We start from the raw sequence: 17,738 nt of genomic DNA on the forward strand, positions 1-17,738 counted from the left end.
ACATGCGTCCGCCCCTTTTTTTTACGCAAGCCTGGAATGAATGCTCATGTGCTGGCAGCGCAGGCCTGATTCGAGGCCTGATATGTGCGACTGCAACAGTCACGCGATCATGAAAAGCTGATTCTTCGCAAGAGGTTAACAAGCGGTTAGTTTTTTCGACTGGACAGGAAGAATCCCTGATGATTCATTAGGTTAGATTTGGAGCGAGCGGCGCGCCGAATCAGGACGAGGGATCAAGGCAGGGACAATGGCAAACGTGCAGCGGGCGACCGCAGCCGATGATCGGTTGCGACCGGAATTTCCCGGATATCTGTCATTTCTGGATGCGGTCAAGAACCACGGAGGCGTTGCATACGTCGTCCGAAGCCTTTCGATTTCCAATACCGACGCGGCCCTTCGCCAAGTCATTCCTGTTCTGGTGGTTGCTTTTCTGATCGTCATCGCCATGGCACGCGGCATGGGGCTTGTCTCGGAATATGCGCGAATGGAAAGCGCCATCCGCCACTCCACCGCGATGATGGCCTCTGCGGCGGCTGCCGCCTTATCATCCGGCCCCGAGCTTCCGGCAGAACTTGGCAGGGATAAGGCCGAAGTACTGATCAAGCGCTTCTTGCCACCCAATCTTCTCGATGACGAAAGCTTCGTTCTCTTGCTCGACCCAGAAGGCCGGGTGGTCGCCAGTTCCGGCAATGGCAGCAGTTTCGTCGGCATGCAGATCATGGCGCTGTTTCCGCAGGTTGCGGTGCTGCGCAATTTCGGTGACCAGACCGGCGCGGTAGAAACCGACATCAACGGCTTTCGCCATATCGCCGTGCTGACACCAACCGGCACGGACGGCGCGCTTGTGCTGGCGGCCCATTCGCTGAAATCCGCCGCCGATTACTGGCGGGCGGAACTCGCCCTCAACGTCACACTGTTTTCCGCCATCTCGCTGATCCTGATGGGCATTCTCTATGCCTATTTCGCCCAAGCAAAACGGGCGCGGGAAACCTCTGACGTGTTTGTCGATTCCAACCGCCGGGTCGAAACCGCACTGTCTCGCGGTCGCTGCGGATTGTGGGATTTCGACCTCGCCAGCCGAAAACTGGTCTGGTCGCGCTCGATGTTTGACATTCTCGGCCTGCCGCCGTCCAACGAACCGCTCGGCTTTGCCGACGCTGCCCGGCTGATGCACCCCGATGACGGCAATCTTTATGCGCTGGCCCGCACCATTGGCCGGGATGGCGACCGTCATATCGACCAGGTGTTTCGCATGCGACACGCCAATGGCCATTATGTCTGGCTGCGCGCCCGCGCCCAGGTGATCCGCACCAGTTCCGGCAGCCCGCATGTGATCGGCATCGCGATGGACGTGACGGAGCAGCACCGGCTGGCACAGCGCTATGCCGAGGCCGACCAGCGGCTGGCCGATGCCATCGAATGCACCTCGGAAGCCTTCGTGCTGTGGGACAAGAACGACCGGCTGGTGATGTGCAATGCCCATTTCCAGCATGTCTACGGCTTGCCCGACAGCGTGCTGGTGCCCGGCGTCGAGCGCGCCGTGGTCGATGCGGCGGCTGCCCGACCCATCATTCAACGGCGCATAGCCGACCCCTCCGCCAAGGGCAGTTCGCGGACCACCGAGTTGCAACTGGCCGACGAACGCTGGCTGCAAATCAACGAGCGGCGCACCCGCGATGGCGGTCTGGTCTCTGTTGGCACCGATATTACGCTGCTGAAGCGCCATCAGGAGCGGCTGCGCGAGCAGGAGCGCCGGTTGATGGCGACCATTGGCGACCTGTCTTCGTCGCAGAAAAAGCTGGAACGGCAAAAGGCGGAACTGTCGGAAGCCAACGAGAAATATCTGGCCGAAAAACAGCGCGCCGAAGCGGCCAACAAGGCCAAGTCGGAATTTCTCGCCAATATGTCGCATGAGTTGCGCACGCCGCTCAACGCCATCCTCGGCTTTTCCGAAATCCTCTCCACCGGCATGTTCGGGCCGATCGGCTCGCCGAAATACGGCGAATATGCGCGCGATATCCACGATAGCGGCAAGCACCTTCTCAACGTCATCAACGACATTCTCGACATGTCGAAGATTGAGGCAGGCCATATGCTGCTGAGATGCGAAAATGTCGATTTCGCCTCGCTGATTGATGAGACCCTGCGGCTGACGACGATTTCCGCCAAGGACAAGAATATTGCTATCGAGCAACGCATCGCGTCAGGCCTGGCCATGACCGCCGACCGGCGCGCCCTGAAGCAAATCCTGCTCAACATCCTGTCGAACGCAGTGAAATTCACCAATGAAGGCGGACGGATTTCCGTGCGCGCCCACAAGATCGATGGTGCCGTGCGGCTTCTGGTGTCGGATACCGGCATCGGCATTCCCAAACAGGCCATCACCAAGATCGGCCAGCCCTTCGAACAGGTGCAGAGCCAATATGCCAAGAGCAAGGGCGGATCCGGCCTGGGCCTGGCGATTTCCCGTTCACTGATCCTGCTGCATGGCGGCAGCCTGCGGATTCGCTCACGCGAGGGCAAGGGGACGGTCGTTTCGATCAATGTGCCGGATAGCCCCTCGCCACTTCCCCCCTGCCGCAAATCCGCCGCTCAGGGCCGGGTGCTGACAACCGTCTGAAAAATCCGCCGAACCGCCTTGGACAGGCGTTTCAACTCGGCCTCCAGCACTTTCAGGTCCGGGCAATCGGCAACCCGCAAGACGACATCGATCAGGCCCGCTGGCGCATCCTGCGGCCTGAATCCTCCCTCGACACAGGCCCTGATTGCCTGAGACAATTCCGTGTAAAGCGTGAGAGCCCCAAGGCAGAGATCGAGATCACCGGCCTCCATCACCCGCCCCCCGCCCTGCTTCAAACGCTGGGCGGTGGTGATATCCGTCTGTGAAAATCCCGGCCCGGCCAGCGCTTTCAATCTATCGTTCGGAGCCACCAGGGCAAGATATTGGGCGAGAAACTCCAGATCCACCAATCCACCCGGCATCAACTTCAAGTCCCATCCGTCCTTCGGTGGTTTTTCGCTATCGATCATGCCACGCATCTCGCTGACGTCGGCAGCAATGGCGGCGCGGTCGCGTTTCAGCGCCAGGATATCGGCAATGATGGTTTGCGCCTTGGCAACCAGCGGGCCATCGCCGGTGATCAGCCGGGCGCGGGTCAGCGCCATATGCTCCCAGGTCCAGGCCTCCTCGCGCTGATAGCGCTCGAAGGCTCTCAGCCGGGTTGCCACCGGCCCCTTGTTGCCGGAAGGACGAAGCCGCATATCCACCTCATAGAGCACGCCTTCGGCGGTCGGTGCGGACAAGGCGGCGATCAGCCGCTGGGTCAGGCGGGTGTAATAACGCACGGCATCGAGCGGTTTTGCTCCATCGCTCTCCCCGTTTTCATCATCATACTCATAAAGCACGATCAGATCGACGTCGGAACCTGCCGTCAGCTCCCGCGAGCCAAGCTTGCCCATGCCGACCAGTGCCAGTTGCCCGCCAGCGATCCGGCCATGTACTCGTTCCACTTCGCGGCGCACAGCGTGAAAGGCCTGCTCGATCACCAGATCGGCGAGATCGGTAAAGGCATGACCTGCCACCGTTCCGGAAATTGCCCCGGTCATCAGGCGAATGCCGATCAAGAAACGCTGCTCGGCGGCAAAGATCCGCAGGCGGTCCAGCAATTCCTCGTGGTTCGAAACACCGCCAATAAAAGCATCGAGCCGCATGGCGAGATAATCGCGCGTCGGCAGATCGGCCATCAGACCGGGATCGAGCATGCCATCAAAAACATGCGGCCGGTTGGCAATGGTGGCTGCAAGCCGGGGCGCGGCGGCCATGATGGTAACGATCAGTTCCAGTAGTGCCGGGTTGTTGCCAAGCAGCGAAAAAAGCTGGATACCGGCGGGAAGGCCCGACAGAAACGCATCGAACCGCAACAGCGCCTCATCGGCGCGACGGCTTTCGCCAAATGCCTTAAGGAGACGCGGGGTCAACTCCGTCAACCGTTCGCGGGCCTCCACCGATTGCGTGGCGCGGTAGCGTCCGTAATGCCAAGTGCGGATCACCCTGGAAATGTCTTCAGGCCGTTGAAACCCAAGCTTTTCAAGCGTCTTCAAAGTATCGGGATCATCCTTTTGACCGGTAAACACCAGATTGCCGCCGACAGAAAGATCATCTTCCTGTTCAAACAACTGACCGTAACGCCGCTCCACCAGCCGCAGCCGTTTTTCCAGGGCTTGCGAAAAGCCTGCCGGGGTGTCGAAACCGCACATCAGCGCGATGCGCTTCAACTCGGTCTCGGTTGTCGGCAGCGTATGGCTCTGCTCGTCATGCACCATCTGAATGCGATGCTCGACATCGCGCAGAAACCAATAGGCCTCCGTTAGCTCATCGCGGGTGGTAGCATCGATCCAGCGGGCCTGTTCCAACGCCGCCAGCGCCGCCTCGGTGCCGCGCACCCGCAGATCCGGCATCCGTCCACCAGCGATCAGTTGCTGTGTCTGGGCGAAGAACTCGATCTCGCGAATGCCGCCGCGCCCAAGCTTGATATTGTGGCCCTTGACCGCAATCGCACCGTGGCCCCGGTGGCTATGGATCTGCCGCTTGATCGAGTGAATATCGGCAATCGCCGCATAATCGAGATATTTTCGAAACACGAAAGGTGCCAATTCCTTGAGAAAGGCCTGACCTGCGGCAAGATCCCCTGCCAGCGCCCGGGCCTTGATAAAGGCGGCCCGCTCCCAGTTTTGCCCACGTCCCTCATAATAGATCAGCGCTGCCTCAACCGGCATGGCGAGCGGTGTGGCTCCCGGATCGGGCCGCAGCCTCAGATCGGTGCGGAACACATAGCCATCCCCCGTGCGCTCCTGCAGAATGCGGATCAACCGGCGCATCATCCGGCCATAGGTTTCGGTTGCTTCCTCGGGCGCAACCAGGATTGCCGCATCCGGCTCGAAAAACACCACGAGATCAATGTCCGACGAATAGTTCAGCTCAAACGCGCCAAGCTTGCCCATGCCCAGCACGATCAGGCCGCTGTGTTTCGATGGCGCATCGCGGTCGGCAAGCTGCAACTTGCCCGCCTCATGGCCCGCCAGCAGAAGATGGTCGATGGCGCAGGCGATTGCGGCATCCGCCATTCGCGACAGCCATAGCGTCGTCTGGCGGGGATGAAACAATCGGCCCAGATCGGCCAGCGCCAGCAAAAAGGACAGGCCCCGCTTGGCCTGACGCAACCGGCTCATCACCATGGCCTCGGTTGGCGGCACTCCTCCCTGCTCCGGTCGCCAGGCATGGCGCGCGTGCTCCACCAACCCATTCAGGCTCTCCTCCAAAGGGGCATGCAGCGCGCGCGCAAGCAAATCAGGACGCAGCGCCGCCGTCTCACGCAGATAGGGAGACAGCGTCAAGGCTGCGATAATGAAGGATTTGAGCGGCGTCTCATCCGAAAGCAAGGCTGCGATCTCAGGCGTGTCCCTGCCAAGCTCCTTCAGCACAGCAAGGACAGCCTTGGTCTCCACTTTGTTCAGCGGTTTGACGACATCTTCGGCGACATCGCGCAGAAAGACGGTTTCCGGCGAAACGGGCTGGTCCTTGGGCATGCACATCCTCCATCCCGCCTGTTTTCATTCGGTCCTGCCTTTTACAAAGCGGCCATAGCGGGTTGGGAGAAGTTTATGCGGTTACACGCGGAAAGACCATGGTGGCCGTCAGTCCGGGACACTCGGAATTGGCGGTATCGGTATCGCTCAACTCCAGCCTGCCGCCATGCAGCGCCATCACCGCCTCAACCAGCGACAGGCCAAGACCGGTGCCCGGTTTACTGCGGCTTTCATCCAGCCGCACGAAACGCTTGACGACATCTTCCCGGCGCTCCGCCGCGATGCCGGGGCCATGGTCGCAGACGCTGAGGCGGGCCTCGCCGTTCGCCGCCTTCACCAGTTCGACACGGATTTCGCTGCCGCCTTCACCCGCATATTTGATGGCATTGTCGAGCAGGTTGAAAATCGCCTGGCCGATCAGTTCGCGATTGCCCCGCACGATGATGCCGGGGACAATAGCGCTTGCCAGCACATAGCCCGCCTCCTCGGCCACCGGCTCGTAAAGCTCGGCGGTATCGGCGGCAATGGTGGAGGCATCGAGGTCGGAAAGCTCGGCGGCAATCGATCCCGCTTCGACACGGGAAATCATCAACAACGCGTTGAACGTGCGGATCAACTGGTCCGACTCGCCGATAATCCCTTCAAGCGCCTGACGGCGCAGCAAGTCATCATCCTCGGCCAGCGCATCGGCGGCCTTGTTACGCAGCCGGGTCAGCGGCGTCTTCAGGTCATGGGCGATATTGTCGGAGACCTGACGTAGCCCTTCGTTGAGCTTTTCGATCCGCTCCAGCATATCGTTCAGCGAGCGCGACAGCCGGTCAAATTCATCGCCGGAACCGGAGACCGGCAGACGCTGGCCAAGATCACCGGCCATGATCTTCTTGCTGGCGGCAGACACCCTGTCGATGCGTTTCAAGGCATTGCGGCCAATCGCAAACCAGATCACCAAAGCCCCTGCCCCCATGATCGCCAGCGCCACCATCAGTGCCTTGCGCACCAGAATGCGAAATTTGGTGGGCTCACCCAGATCCCGCCCGACCAAAATGCGCAACCCGTTGTCCAGTGCCAACACATTGGCAATCGCCAGATGCGGGCGAGCCGGGCCGGTTTCTGCATAGCGGTTATACGCGAAGGGAAAATTGGTCCAGCCCTCGCGGTCCAGCACGCCCGGCTCGACGGAGCTGACATTGCCCGCCAGAAATTCGCCGTTTGGCCCAGCAATGACATAGAGATTTGCGCCGGGCTGGCGCATGCGCCGCTCCATCAATCGCAGCAGATTTTCGACGCCACCTTTTTCATAAGCGCGCTCGATTTCGGTCACTTCCTGTTGCAGGCTCTCTCGCGTCTGCTGATTGAGCAGCCGTTCGGAAAGCGCCGTGACATAGATCACCAGAAAAGCGGCGCAAAGCGCAAACAAAATGATGTAAAGCGCCGAAAGCCTGACGGCGGTAGACTTGAACAGAAATCCGGCACGCGACATCGGGGCTCGTCAGCTTTCGTCTTTGATCATATAGCCGGCACCGCGCACCGTCTTCAGCAGCGGCCGGTCGAAATCCTTTTCAATCTTGGAGCGCAGCCGCGATACATGCACGTCGATGACATTGGTCTGCGGATCGAAATGATAGTCCCAGACATGTTCCAACAGCATGGTACGTGTCACCACCTGCCCGGCATTCTTCATCAAATATTCCAGCAGGCGAAACTCACGCGGCTGAAGCAGGATTTCCTTGCCCGCCCGGCGCACTTCGTGGGACAGGCGGTCAAGCTCCAGATCGCCGACCCGGTAAATCATGTCCTGTTCCGGCGTCCCCTTGCGTCGCCCCAGGACTTCAACCCGAGCCAGAAGCTCGGAAAAGGCATAGGGCTTGGGCAGGTAATCGTCGCCACCGGCGCGAAGGCCGGTCACCCGGTCATCCACCTGGCCAAGCGCCGACAGGATCAGCACCGGCGTATTGATGCTGCGCTTGCGCAATTCTGATATCACCGAAAGGCCATCGCGACGCGGCAGCATCCGGTCGATGATCATCACATCGTAGGTATTTTCGCAACCCATGAACAGGCCCGCCTCGCCATCACTGGCGTGGTCGGCCATGATGCCCGCCTCGCGGAAGGCCTTGGTCATGTAAGCAGCGGCTTCAAGATCGTCTTCGATCACAAGTATTTTCATGCGTGCGACATTAGTGCCCGCATTGCCCGATGCACAGCCTGTTTTACCGGTTTCCATGCTTTGTCCCGTCCCGAATGCCATGATCTGCGCCTCTTCGTTCACGAAAACACATCCTGCCGGAAGATTTGGCGGCGACTGAAATGGTCCAGTCGCCGCCAAAGGCCTGATCATCAGCCCTGGTTGATCGGCAGGGCGATGAAGCGGCTGCCATTGTCGGTTTCCACCTGGAAGAGCGCCTTGGTGCGACCGTCCTTCTTGGCCTGATCAAGGATCTTCTTGACATCGGCAGCGCTGGAGACCTGCTGGTTATTGACCGAGGTGATCTTCTGGCCGCTCTTCAGCCCCTTGTCGGCAGCGTCGGAATCCGGATCGACATTGGTGATCGTCAGGCCCTTGCCGTCATCGGCACGCTGGACAGTGACCCCAAGGTTGGCAAGCGCCTGCTCGGTGGCCGGTGCGTTCTGCTCGGGCGCGCCCTGGTCTTCATCACTGCTGGCCGCATCCTTTTCAGCAGGCAGGGTGCCGAGATCGACCTTGACGGCCGTCGGCTTGCCATTGCGCCAGATCGAAATATCGACCTTGGTATTGGGCGGGAAGGCAGCAATGCGCTTGGCGAGGTCGCGCGGGTCCTTGACCGGATCGCCGTTCACGGCGGTGATGACATCGCCCTGCTTGATACCGGCCTTGTCACCGGGCGAGTCGGCCTGCGGCTCAGCCACCAGCGCGCCCTTGGCATCGGCCAGGCCGAGCGACTCGGCAATATCCTTGGTGACAGGCTGGATCTGCACGCCAAGCCAGCCGCGCTGCACCGAGCCATGCTTAATCAATTCAGCAACGACATCCTTGGCAGTCGCCGCCGGAATAGCGAAGGCGATGCCGACGCTGCCACCCGATGGCGAGAAGATCGCCGTGTTGATCCCAACCACCTTGCCGCTGAGGTTGAAGTCCGGTCCACCCGAATTGCCCCGGTTTACCGGTGCGTCGATCTGGATGTAATCGTCATAAGGACCGGAGCCGATATCGCGGCCAAAAGCCGAAACGATGCCGGAGGTGACGGTTCCGCCGAGACCGAAGGGATTGCCAACGGCGACGACCCAGTCACCAACGCGGATCTTGTCGTCCTGCGCCCATTCGACATAGGTGAATTTCTTGGTCGGCTGATCGACCTTCAAAACCGCGAGGTCGGTGCGCGGGTCCTTACCGACCAGCTTGGCATCGTATTCGGTGCCGTCATTCATCACCACTGTGTAGGCCTGACCATCGGAAACCACGTGATTGTTGGTCACGACATAGCCATCCTCGGAGATGAAGAAGCCCGACCCTTGAGCAATTGGACGAAGCTTGCCATGACGCTCGGCATGCGGCCCGCCCTTGGGGCCTCCTGGACCACCCGGACCACCGGGGCCTGGCATGCCCCATTCCTTGAAGAAGCGCTTCAGCGGATCGGGAAGCTGGTCAAAGTCACGGCCATTGAAGGAGAAATTGCTGCCATCCTCGGAGGCCTGCTGCACATCCGATTTGACGCGGATGGAGACCACGGCGGGGGAAACGGCACTGACCAGATCGGCAAAGCTCGGCACCTGCGGCGCCTGGACCTCGACGGGCGCGGCCAAAGCAGGCGTCACCGTCACGGCACCCGCCAGCATCAGGGCCGCCAGCCCTGCCGCGGTGCCTGCCCGCAGCCTGGAGGTAACGGAGCGATTATGGAAGGATTTCGACATGGATCTCTACCTTATCTTGTTCTGGTTGGCATCGTATGTTGCGAAGACCGGAACGACCCGGCTTCAGGCGGTGGATGACAAAGATATAGGATGGATCAGGTTACAACGAACTGTCCGGAACATGAAAAGTTGGTAATGCGGAAATTTACGCGACGGAAAGGTTTTTCAATAGGTTCGACGCCGGGCGCTTGATAAAGTTTGCCGGCCTTTACACATCCTGAGCCGATCCGGGGATTTCTATGCATCGTATTTCACTCTGTTTATTCGCGGCAATACTGACAGGCTGCGTCTCTGCCCCACACAAGGAGATCGGCGCCATTCGTTTGGTAACAGACGCCAAAGGACGCCCGGCAAAAATCTATATGGAAAAATCGACCGGTAACGCGATAACCGATCGTCGTGTCATGCTTTTCATGCGCACAACTTTCGCCAAGCGCGTGCCCCACCCGCTTCCCAACCGTGTCTATCGTCAAGGCGTGAGTGGCGTGGCGAGCGATCACCCCACAACGATCGAAATCCCGCTTTTCTAATAGGGACATATCCCCGCGTCCTGCCGCAGGACTCCTCCCGGTTTTCGTGGGAACCGGCCCCTACTCTTCCAAGAGCCGCTTCAATCGCGCCTCTTCATCCGCAGTCAACGGCTCTGCCGCAGCCACGCGCCTGCGGCGGCGACTATAGGCAAAGGCTGCCCCGGCACCAACCAACAGAAGCAAGCCCGGTGCGCCCCATAGCAGCAAGGTCTCCGACGTCAAGCGTGGTTTCAGCAGCACGAATTCACCGTAGCGCGACACAAGATAGCGGATGACATCATCATCACTATCGCCCTTGACGATCCGCTCGCGCACCAGAAGCCTGAGGTCGCGGGCCAGTTCGGCATTGCTGTCGTCGATGGACTGGTTCTGACAGACCATGCAGCGCAATTGCCCCGACAGGTGCCGGGCGCGGGCCTCCAAGGCCGGGTCTTTCAGCATTTCATCGGGATTGACGGCAAAAGCGGGCTGGACCAGCAACAGCCAAAAGCCGAGGAAGACGGCGAAAAGCGCCCTCATTCCGCCGCCTCCAAGCCCTTGACGGCACCATTGGCCGCCGCCTTTGCCTTGCGGTTTGGAGCACCGACGCGCAAACGCCGGTCGGAGAGCGAGACGAAGCCGCCGATCATCATCACCAGCGCCCCACCCCAGATGCAGAGAATCCATGGCTTCCACCAGATTCGCACCACCATGCCGCCGTCGGCCATGGCATCGCCAAGCGAAACGTAGAGCTGGCTGAAACCGAAACTGCGGATACCCGCCTCGGTGGTCGGCATGCGCCTTGCCGTATAAAGCCGTTTCGACGACCACACATCGCCCTCGGAAACCCCGCCGCGCCGGATGGTGAAATGACCGCGATCCTCGGTGTAATTCGGCCCCCTGGCAGAACGCAGCCCGTCATAAGTCAGGGAAAAGCCCCCGGCCTCCACGGTCTGGCCGGGCTTCATCTCCACCACCATTTCGCTCTGAAACGTGGTCACAGCAACAATGCCCAGCACAGTGACGCCGAGGCCAAAATGCGCCAGCGCCGTGCCAAAGGCCGAGCGCGGCAGGCCGATCAACCGGCGAAAGGCGACGCTTGCCTTCTGCTTGCCGAAAGCCGAGCGATAGGCAAGATCGGCCAGTGCTCCGAACATCAGGAAAAAGCCTGCGGCCAACCCCAGCACGGACAGAACCGGACCACCATTCTGGAGATAATAGAACACAAGCCCAACCAGAAAGGCCAGCGCAGCTGCCAGATAGAGCCGTTGCAGTGCCCCCAGCAGATCGCCGCGCTTCCAGGCCAGCATCGGCCCGAACGGAACAGCGACGAGGAGCGGGATCATCAACAGGCCGAAAGTGAGGTTAAAGAAGGGTGCGCCAACCGAGATCTTCTCACCGGTCAGGGTTTCCAGCAGCAGCGGATAGAGCGTGCCGATCAGCACCGTCGCGGTAGACACTGTCAGGATCAGATTGTTCAGCACCAGCGCGCCTTCGCGCGAGATCGGCTGGAACAGCCCGCCTGCCTTCAAATGCGGAGCCCGCAGCATGAACAAAAACAATGCACCACCGATGAACAGGATGAGGATGGCGAGAATAAAAATTCCCCGGCTGGGATCGGTGGCAAAGGCATGTACCGAGGTCAACACGCCGGAGCGCACCAGGAATGTGCCAAGCAGCGACAGCGAGAAAGTGAGGATGGCAAGCAGCACCGTCCAGATTTTCAGCGCATCGCGCTTTTCCATCACCAGCGCCGAATGCAACAGCGCAGTGCCTGCCAGCCAGGGCATGAAGGAGGCGTTTTCGACCGGGTCCCAGAACCACCAGCCGCCCCAGCCCAGTTCATAATAGGCCCAGTAGGAGCCCATGGCGATGCCCGCCGTCAGGAAGGTCCAGGCCGCCAGCGTCCAGGGCCGAACCCAGCGCGCCCAGGCGGCATCGATCCGCCCGTCGATCAGCGCAGCAATGGCGAAGGAAAAACACACGGAAAAACCGACATAACCGAGATACAGCAGCGGCGGATGGATGGCGAGGCCGGGGTCCTGCAAAACCGGATTGAGATCCTGCCCCTCGGCAGGCGCCGGGTTGAGGCGAATGAAGGGATTGGAGGTGATCAGGATGAACAGGATGAAGGCCGTGGAAATCCAGGCCTGAACGCCGAGCACATTGGCTTTCAGCCGGTCGGGCAGATTACTGCCGAACAGGGCGACCAGCGCCGAAAACAGCGTCAGGATCAACAGCCACAGCATCATCGATCCCTCGTGATTGCCCCAGACCGCCGAGAAGCGATAGATGGCGGGCATCAGCGAATGGGAATTCTGATAGGCATTCAGCAGCGAGAAATCCGAGACCAGATAGGCGTAAGCCAGCACACCAAAGGCAAACAGCACCAACGCAAACAGCGCATAGGTGCCGGTCACTGCCGTCTGCATCATGGCTGTATCGCCCCTGCGCGCCCCCAGCATCGGCAGGACCGAAAGCAGGAGTGCGGCGGCCAGCGCCAGCACCAGCGCGTAATGGCCGATCTCAATGATCATTTCGCCTCTCCCTCGCCCTTCCAGACGCCGTCCTTCTTCATCCGGTCGGCAACTTCCTTCGGCATGTAATTCTCGTCATGCTTGGCCAGAACCGTATCGGCATCAAACAGCGTGCCGCCAGCGCCAAACACCCCTTCCGTCACCACGCCCTGCCCTTCACGAAACAGATCCGGCAGAATGCCGGTATAGGTCACCGGCACCGTGGCCGTGCCATCGGTGACGGCAAAACGGACGGTGGAGCCGGTGTCGCGTTTGACCGAGCCTTCCGCCACCAGCCCGCCCAGCCGGATGCGGGTGCCCGGGCCAACCGGCGCCTTGGCCAGATCCGATGGCATGTAAAAATAGGCGATAGACTGGCCGAACGCGAACAGAACCAGCAACACGGCCACCATGATGAAACCGACGCCCCCGGCGATGACGGCCAGACGTTTCTGCTTGCGGGTCATTTCAGCGCCTCCTCGACCGGCAATCCCAATTGCTGCGCCATGGCGATCAACCGTTTGCCTTGCTCCCCGTCGGCCGGGAAGGTCTTTAACCCGGTTTTCAAGGCCTCGAGCGCCCGCTGGTTGTCCTTCAACACCGTATAGGAGCGCACCAGCCGCACCCAGCCTTCAAAATTGTTCGGATCGGCCTTCAGCTTGGCATCCAGGCTTTCAACCATGCCTTTTATCATCGCCTGACGGTCGCCGTCCGGCAAGCCCTGGGCTGCGGCCACAGCGGCAGCATCAGGATTTCCAAGGGGTGCAGGCGTTGCAGCAGCATCCGCACCATTTCGGGCAATATGGCGGGCGACCAGTGGCTGCCACGGCGCATTGGGCGGGGATTGGGCCGCAATCGTCTTGAAGGCAGCCAGCGCCTCGTCGCGTTTGCCGGACTGTTCCAACGCCAGCGCCAGATAATAGGCGGCACGCGGATTGTCGCGATTCAGCGCCACGGATTGCGAAAACAGATCGCGGGCCGCATCGGTCACCACGCCATCGCTCTGGGCAATCAGCGCTTCGCCAAGACCGTTGAGCCGCTCGGAGCTGGCACCTTTCAACCGGATGGCGTTGAGAAAGGCCAGTTCCGCCTCGCCCATGCGGTTTTGTTGCAGGTAGATCGGGGCAAGCACATCCCAACCCGCGCCGTCTTCAGGCTTTTGCATCAGATGGCGCTCGGCCTGGGCAATCAGCAGGCTCATGTCATTACCAGGATTTTCCAACCGGGCCTGTAGGGGCTGCGATGGCAGGCCGGGACTGCCAAGGGCAAGATAAAGCCCAAGGCCGACTGCTGGCACCAGCAGAACAACGAAGGCCTGCGCCAGACCGTTGCGCGAGGTTTTGCGAGGCGCGCTTTTGACAGCCTGAGTTTCATCACCATTATCGGCGGCCAGAAGGCGGCGGGCAATCTCGGCGCGGGCATAATCCACCTGCTCGGCGGAAATCAGCCCGCCCGCCCGGTCACGGTCGAGTTCCTGCAATTGATCCCGATAGACGGCCATCGCACCATCGCGGGTCTCACGCTCGCCACGCTGCTGCGCCCGTGTCAGCGGCAACAGGAAGGCCGCCGCAACGGCAAAGGTCAGAACAGCAATTTCAACCCAGAACAGCATAAGGCTCCCTAGAGTCTTTCAGCGAAACGCTGAAAGACTCTATCTCTTTTTTGTACGCATTTCCGAACGGAAAACCGTTTTACACTTTTCCTGGAAATGCTCCGAACCCGGAGGGTTCTATGACGTTTTGGAACGCCGTCCACACTATCGTGCAACTGATGGCGTCTTAAACAACCGACCTTCCATCAGCCTTGACTTAAGTCAAGGGGAAGCAGCATCGACCCGCGATGATGTGATTCAGGTCAGAGGCGTCCATGTCCCGTCTTCATTGCGGCAGGCGACGCCGCGTGCCTCCACCGTCTTGCCATCGACCGTTACCTTGTGGCGATATTGGCGGCAGTTCTGATTGCCCACCTGATAAGGGGCTGCGGCCACCACTTCGCCGGAAACATCGTCATCGCGCCAGGTCACCGTCTGGCCGCCGGGGGCTACTTCCAGCGCCTGATATTCGGCCGCCAGTGCCCGCTGCTTCTGGCTGTTGTCCAGTTCAGCACCGGTCCGCGACACAATGCCGCCCTGAAGCGCGTTGAGATAAAGCGAGCTTGAAGTGGTGGATTTGCCGATCAGGCCGCTGCTGCCACCGGTCGTCTTGCAGGAGGTCAGTGCCAGGACGCAGCCCAGCAGGGCAAATGCAAAACCGGTGCTGATCTTCCTCATAGCCTGCAATTCCAAATTCTGTTTTTCATGACATTTTGTGGTCAAACCACACGTTGCTGTAGTCTCTTATGATAAGCCCGACACCGCACGACTTTGCAAGCCGCCATTTCGATCCCTGCCATAGAGTTTGCCAACTTGACATTTGTTAAACTGGAGCGTGTCAGGAAAAATCCGAATTCGGCTTTTCAATCCGACATCCGCTGGCAGACATCATCTGGCGCCAAAGCCACTTCACGCCCCGTCCCGCGACAGGGCCGGTAAAACCAGCCTGGCCAGCAACCCCCCGTTGACGCCGCGCGACAGGCCAAACTTGCCCTGGTATTCCGAGGTGATTTCCTTGACAATCGACAGGCCTAGCCCGGTCCCGGGCTTGCTTTCGTCCAGCCGGCGACCGCGCTTCAGCGCCTCGCCGATCTGGTCGGGGTCAAGACCCGGCCCGTCATCCTCGACGATGATTTCCAACCAGGCCCGACGGCCTGGATCGAGCCCGACCTCGCCGCCCGGCGCGATCCGGGCGGTTACCGTCACAGTGGTTTCTGAATGACGGGCGGCATTTTCCAGGAGATTGCCGAGGATTTCTTCGAGATCCTGGCTTTCCATCGCCAGAACCAGGCCTTGTCCTGAACCTGGGCTTTCCAGCTGAACCTCGAACTGTTTGTCCGGATTGAGCTTGCGCATCACCCGCACCAGCCGTTCCAGCACCGGCTCCACCTCGGCGCGTGACAGCACCGATTCGCGCTGGGCAGCGATGCGGGCGCGGTTGAGATAGGTGCCGACCTGGCTCTGCATAGCCGACGCCTGGGCCTTGATGACCTCGCCATGCGGCGGATCGAGCACCCGCGCCTCGTTGAGCAGCACCGCAATCGGGGTTTTCAGTGAATGGGCGAGATTGCCGACCTGCATGCGGGCGCGCTCGACAATGCGATGATTGCTGTCGATCAGGGCATTGATTTCATTGGCGAGCGGCTCGATCTCACGGGGGAACTCTCCCTCGATCCGCTCCGCTTCGCCGCCCCTGATCCGCTCCAGCGCCCGGCGCGCCCGATCCAGCGGCTTCAGGCCGAAGATAATGGTGACGGCATTAACCAACAGGCCGCCGACCCCGAACATCGCCAGAACCGCATAAAGCCGGTGGGAAAATCCGGTGATTTCGTCTTCCACCACTTTCAGATTGCCAGACACGCGAAACCGCGCCGCCCGGCCGGATTCGTCGAGGATCACCTCGGTCTCGGCGATCCGCAGCCGGTTGCCGAAACTGTCTGTCATGCCGTAAAACCGCTCGTAATTCTGGTCGAACGGGCTTTCCTCAAAGCTCGGCACCGGCAAATTGGTCAGTCCCAGCGAGGTGGACGCCAGCGGCGCGGCATTGAAGGAGCCAAGCGGCTCGACCAGCCAGTACCAGCCGGTTCCGGGCTGCGAAAACCTGAGATCACCCAGCGCCGGACTGCCGGACAGGCTTTCACCATCGCCAACCGTAACGGAATTGACGACATTATAAAGCTGGGCGCGCAAAAGATCGTTGAAAGAGCGCTCTGCCCCCTGCCGATACAGCGCCGAAATCACCACGGCCATCGTCACCAGCGCGATGATGTACCAGAGAGTGGCGGACAGCAGAACGCGAAGGGTGAGAGACTTGACCCGGAACACCTAGCCCTCGACGCTGTCAGGCGCTTTGATCCGGTAACCGAGACCGCGCACGGTCTCGATCATGTCCAGCCCGATCTTCTTGCGCAGCCGCCCGACAAACACTTCGATCGTGTTGGAATCCCGGTCGAAATCCTGGTCATACATATGCTCGACCAGCTCGGTGCGCGACACCACCTCCCCCATGTGATGCATGAGATAGGACAGCAGCCGGAATTCATGCGAGGTGAGTTTCAGCGCCTTGCCCGACACAGTCACCTTGGAACTCTTGGTGTCGAGCCGCACCGGCCCGCAGGCAATTTCCGAGGATGCATGGCCAGCGGCGCGGCGAATCAGCGCCCGGATGCGCGCCAGCACCTCTTCGACGTGGAAAGGCTTGGTGACATAGTCGTCGGCACCGGCATCGATACCGGAGACCTTGTCGCTCCAGCGGTCGCGGGCCGTCAGAATCAGCACCGGCATGACACGTCCGGCAGAGCGCCATTTCTCCAGTACGGTAATGCCATCCATGGTCGGCAAACCGATATCGAGGATCACGGCGTCATAGGGCTCCGTATCACCGAGATAGTGCCCCTCCTCACCATCCATGGCCTGGTCAACCACATAGCCTGCCTCCTGAAGCGCCTCGACCAGCTGGCGGTTCAGGTTGACATCGTCCTCGACGACGAGAATGCGCATTCTTCACTTCTCCGTTTTGCCATGCTGGCGCCAGCCGGGCGATCTTGCGCGCAGGTCCGGTAAAACCAGCCCGCATGAGAAAAAATATCCAACAGATAGAAAGTCTTACACTACTCCTTGGCCCAAAACCAGCCTCAGCGGGACACCTGAACCGTCATCTTGCGCGGCCTTGCATTATCGCCGGTCCCCGGCACCAGGATGGTAACCACGCATTGGCCGCCCGACAGCCGCACGGAAAGCAATTGTCCGCCTGCCTGCTCGACAGCCTTGAGCGCCGCCGAACGGCAATCGACCCTGCCATTGGATTTGCTGTCGCTATTGTCGGAATTGTCGCTGTTCTGATTCTGGTTCTGCGCCTGGACGATGACAGGTGCAGACGACCCACTGGGGCCAGACAACATCTGCGACATAGGCACGGCATCGGGGACCGGCGCTGTGGTCGCCGGTACCGTCCAGGCAATAAGCCCGGCTGCGATACTGCCTATGATCGATTTGGATGCCATCAACTGCCACTCTGCCGCATTCGGTTATCGTGGCGTCAGTGTTACCGAACAGCGGCTGAATGGCAAATGAATGCATGGTAATCTTGACCTCCGGCACGATCTGCATGACAGATCTGCGACAGGGCAAGCATTTCAATTGATTAGA

At 60.3% G+C, this 17,738-nt stretch carries 14 protein-coding genes; 2 read left to right on the forward strand and 12 right to left on the reverse strand.

The window, feature by feature from the left end; all coding sequences use genetic code 11:
• Nucleotides 1–247 precede the first annotated feature (247 nt).
• Complete coding sequence (locus H1Y61_RS14240) at nucleotides 248–2,620, forward strand: PAS domain-containing sensor histidine kinase (RefSeq protein WP_180572965.1); 2,373 nt, start codon at nucleotides 248–250, stop codon at nucleotides 2,618–2,620.
• On the opposite strand, the gene H1Y61_RS14245 is transcribed toward H1Y61_RS14240, so the two are convergent.
• From H1Y61_RS14245 to H1Y61_RS14260, 4 genes are all read right to left on the reverse strand, one after another.
• Entirely contained in the window at nucleotides 2,593–5,592 is a 3,000-nt protein-coding gene (locus H1Y61_RS14245; protein WP_409363940.1) for a bifunctional [glutamine synthetase] adenylyltransferase/[glutamine synthetase]-adenylyl-L-tyrosine phosphorylase, read from the reverse strand. The two genes, H1Y61_RS14240 and H1Y61_RS14245, sit on opposite strands and share 28 nt — an antisense overlap.
• A 67-nt stretch (nucleotides 5,593–5,659) precedes the next feature.
• Nucleotides 5,660–7,066 (reverse strand): sensor histidine kinase, encoded by a 1,407-nt coding sequence (locus H1Y61_RS14250; protein ID WP_180572967.1) that lies wholly within the window; start codon nucleotides 7,064–7,066, stop codon nucleotides 5,660–5,662.
• 9 nt (nucleotides 7,067–7,075) lie between these two features.
• Nucleotides 7,076–7,810, reverse strand: coding sequence for a response regulator transcription factor (locus H1Y61_RS14255; RefSeq protein WP_085946615.1), 735 nt, complete (start codon nucleotides 7,808–7,810; stop codon nucleotides 7,076–7,078).
• A gap of 113 nt (nucleotides 7,811–7,923) precedes the next feature.
• A complete protein-coding gene (locus H1Y61_RS14260) occupies nucleotides 7,924–9,474 on the reverse strand; it encodes a Do family serine endopeptidase (protein ID WP_180572968.1) in 1,551 nt (516 codons plus the stop codon).
• Between the two features lie 239 nt (nucleotides 9,475–9,713).
• On the opposite strand from H1Y61_RS14260, the gene H1Y61_RS14265 reads away from it, so the two are divergent.
• On the forward strand, nucleotides 9,714–10,004 hold the full coding sequence (locus H1Y61_RS14265; protein WP_180572969.1) for a hypothetical protein: 291 nt from the start codon (nucleotides 9,714–9,716) through the stop codon (nucleotides 10,002–10,004).
• 60 nt (nucleotides 10,005–10,064) lie between these two features.
• On the opposite strand, the gene H1Y61_RS14270 is transcribed toward H1Y61_RS14265, so the two are convergent.
• From H1Y61_RS14270 to H1Y61_RS14305, 8 genes are all read right to left on the reverse strand, one after another.
• The gene (locus H1Y61_RS14270; RefSeq protein ID WP_174110320.1) at nucleotides 10,065–10,523 is read right to left on the reverse strand and encodes a cytochrome c-type biogenesis protein; all 459 of its coding nucleotides are present in this window, start codon (nucleotides 10,521–10,523) and stop codon (nucleotides 10,065–10,067) included.
• The gene (locus tag H1Y61_RS14275) at nucleotides 10,520–12,520 is read right to left on the reverse strand and encodes a heme lyase CcmF/NrfE family subunit (protein WP_180572970.1); all 2,001 of its coding nucleotides are present in this window, start codon (nucleotides 12,518–12,520) and stop codon (nucleotides 10,520–10,522) included. Before H1Y61_RS14275 ends, H1Y61_RS14270 begins: the two co-directional genes overlap by 4 nt.
• Nucleotides 12,517–12,966 carry a cytochrome c maturation protein CcmE gene (gene ccmE / locus H1Y61_RS14280; protein ID WP_180572971.1) on the reverse strand — a complete coding sequence of 150 codons (450 nt, stop codon included), beginning with the start codon at nucleotides 12,964–12,966 and terminating at the stop codon, nucleotides 12,517–12,519. The genes H1Y61_RS14275 and ccmE overlap by 4 nt, the downstream gene beginning before the upstream one ends.
• The gene (gene ccmI, locus H1Y61_RS14285; RefSeq protein ID WP_180572972.1) at nucleotides 12,963–14,111 is read right to left on the reverse strand and encodes a c-type cytochrome biogenesis protein CcmI; all 1,149 of its coding nucleotides are present in this window, start codon (nucleotides 14,109–14,111) and stop codon (nucleotides 12,963–12,965) included. The genes ccmE and ccmI overlap by 4 nt, the downstream gene beginning before the upstream one ends.
• 237 nt (nucleotides 14,112–14,348) lie before the next feature.
• On the reverse strand, nucleotides 14,349–14,768 hold the full coding sequence (locus H1Y61_RS14290; RefSeq protein WP_180572973.1) for a hypothetical protein: 420 nt from the start codon (nucleotides 14,766–14,768) through the stop codon (nucleotides 14,349–14,351).
• Between the two features lie 231 nt (nucleotides 14,769–14,999).
• A complete protein-coding gene (locus tag H1Y61_RS14295; protein WP_180572974.1) occupies nucleotides 15,000–16,415 on the reverse strand; it encodes an ATP-binding protein in 1,416 nt (471 codons plus the stop codon).
• Nucleotides 16,416–17,090, reverse strand: coding sequence for a response regulator transcription factor (locus H1Y61_RS14300; RefSeq protein WP_060715959.1), 675 nt, complete (start codon nucleotides 17,088–17,090; stop codon nucleotides 16,416–16,418).
• A 134-nt stretch (nucleotides 17,091–17,224) separates the two neighbouring features.
• Complete coding sequence (locus H1Y61_RS14305; RefSeq protein WP_174110316.1) at nucleotides 17,225–17,593, reverse strand: hypothetical protein; 369 nt, start codon at nucleotides 17,591–17,593, stop codon at nucleotides 17,225–17,227.
• Nucleotides 17,594–17,738 lie beyond the last annotated feature (145 nt).

The sequence above is a fragment of the Agrobacterium vitis genome (assembly GCF_013426735.1).
GTDB lineage: Bacteria > Pseudomonadota > Alphaproteobacteria > Rhizobiales > Rhizobiaceae > Allorhizobium > Allorhizobium vitis_D.

Excerpts from the sequence above, each read along its gene's own strand:
- H1Y61_RS14255 (WP_085946615.1), bottom strand. The coding sequence starts at position 7,810 with ATGGAAACCGGTAAAACAGGCTGTGCATCGGGCAATGCGGGCACTAAT.
- ccmI (WP_180572972.1), bottom strand. The coding sequence starts at position 14,111 with ATGCTGTTCTGGGTTGAAATTGCTGTTCTGACCTTTGCCGTTGCGGCG.
- ccmE (WP_180572971.1), bottom strand. The coding sequence starts at position 12,966 with ATGACCCGCAAGCAGAAACGTCTGGCCGTCATCGCCGGGGGCGTCGGT.
- H1Y61_RS14240 (WP_180572965.1), top strand. The coding sequence starts at position 248 with ATGGCAAACGTGCAGCGGGCGACCGCAGCCGATGATCGGTTGCGACCG.
- H1Y61_RS14265 (WP_180572969.1), top strand. The coding sequence starts at position 9,714 with ATGCATCGTATTTCACTCTGTTTATTCGCGGCAATACTGACAGGCTGC.
- H1Y61_RS14300 (WP_060715959.1), bottom strand. The coding sequence starts at position 17,090 with ATGCGCATTCTCGTCGTCGAGGACGATGTCAACCTGAACCGCCAGCTG.
- H1Y61_RS14305 (WP_174110316.1), bottom strand. The coding sequence starts at position 17,593 with ATGGCATCCAAATCGATCATAGGCAGTATCGCAGCCGGGCTTATTGCC.
- H1Y61_RS14245 (WP_409363940.1), bottom strand. The coding sequence starts at position 5,592 with ATGTGCATGCCCAAGGACCAGCCCGTTTCGCCGGAAACCGTCTTTCTG.
- H1Y61_RS14250 (WP_180572967.1), bottom strand. The coding sequence starts at position 7,066 with ATGTCGCGTGCCGGATTTCTGTTCAAGTCTACCGCCGTCAGGCTTTCG.
- H1Y61_RS14270 (WP_174110320.1), bottom strand. The coding sequence starts at position 10,523 with ATGAGGGCGCTTTTCGCCGTCTTCCTCGGCTTTTGGCTGTTGCTGGTC.
- H1Y61_RS14260 (WP_180572968.1), bottom strand. The coding sequence starts at position 9,474 with ATGTCGAAATCCTTCCATAATCGCTCCGTTACCTCCAGGCTGCGGGCA.
- H1Y61_RS14275 (WP_180572970.1), bottom strand. The coding sequence starts at position 12,520 with ATGATCATTGAGATCGGCCATTACGCGCTGGTGCTGGCGCTGGCCGCC.
- H1Y61_RS14290 (WP_180572973.1), bottom strand. The coding sequence starts at position 14,768 with ATGAGGAAGATCAGCACCGGTTTTGCATTTGCCCTGCTGGGCTGCGTC.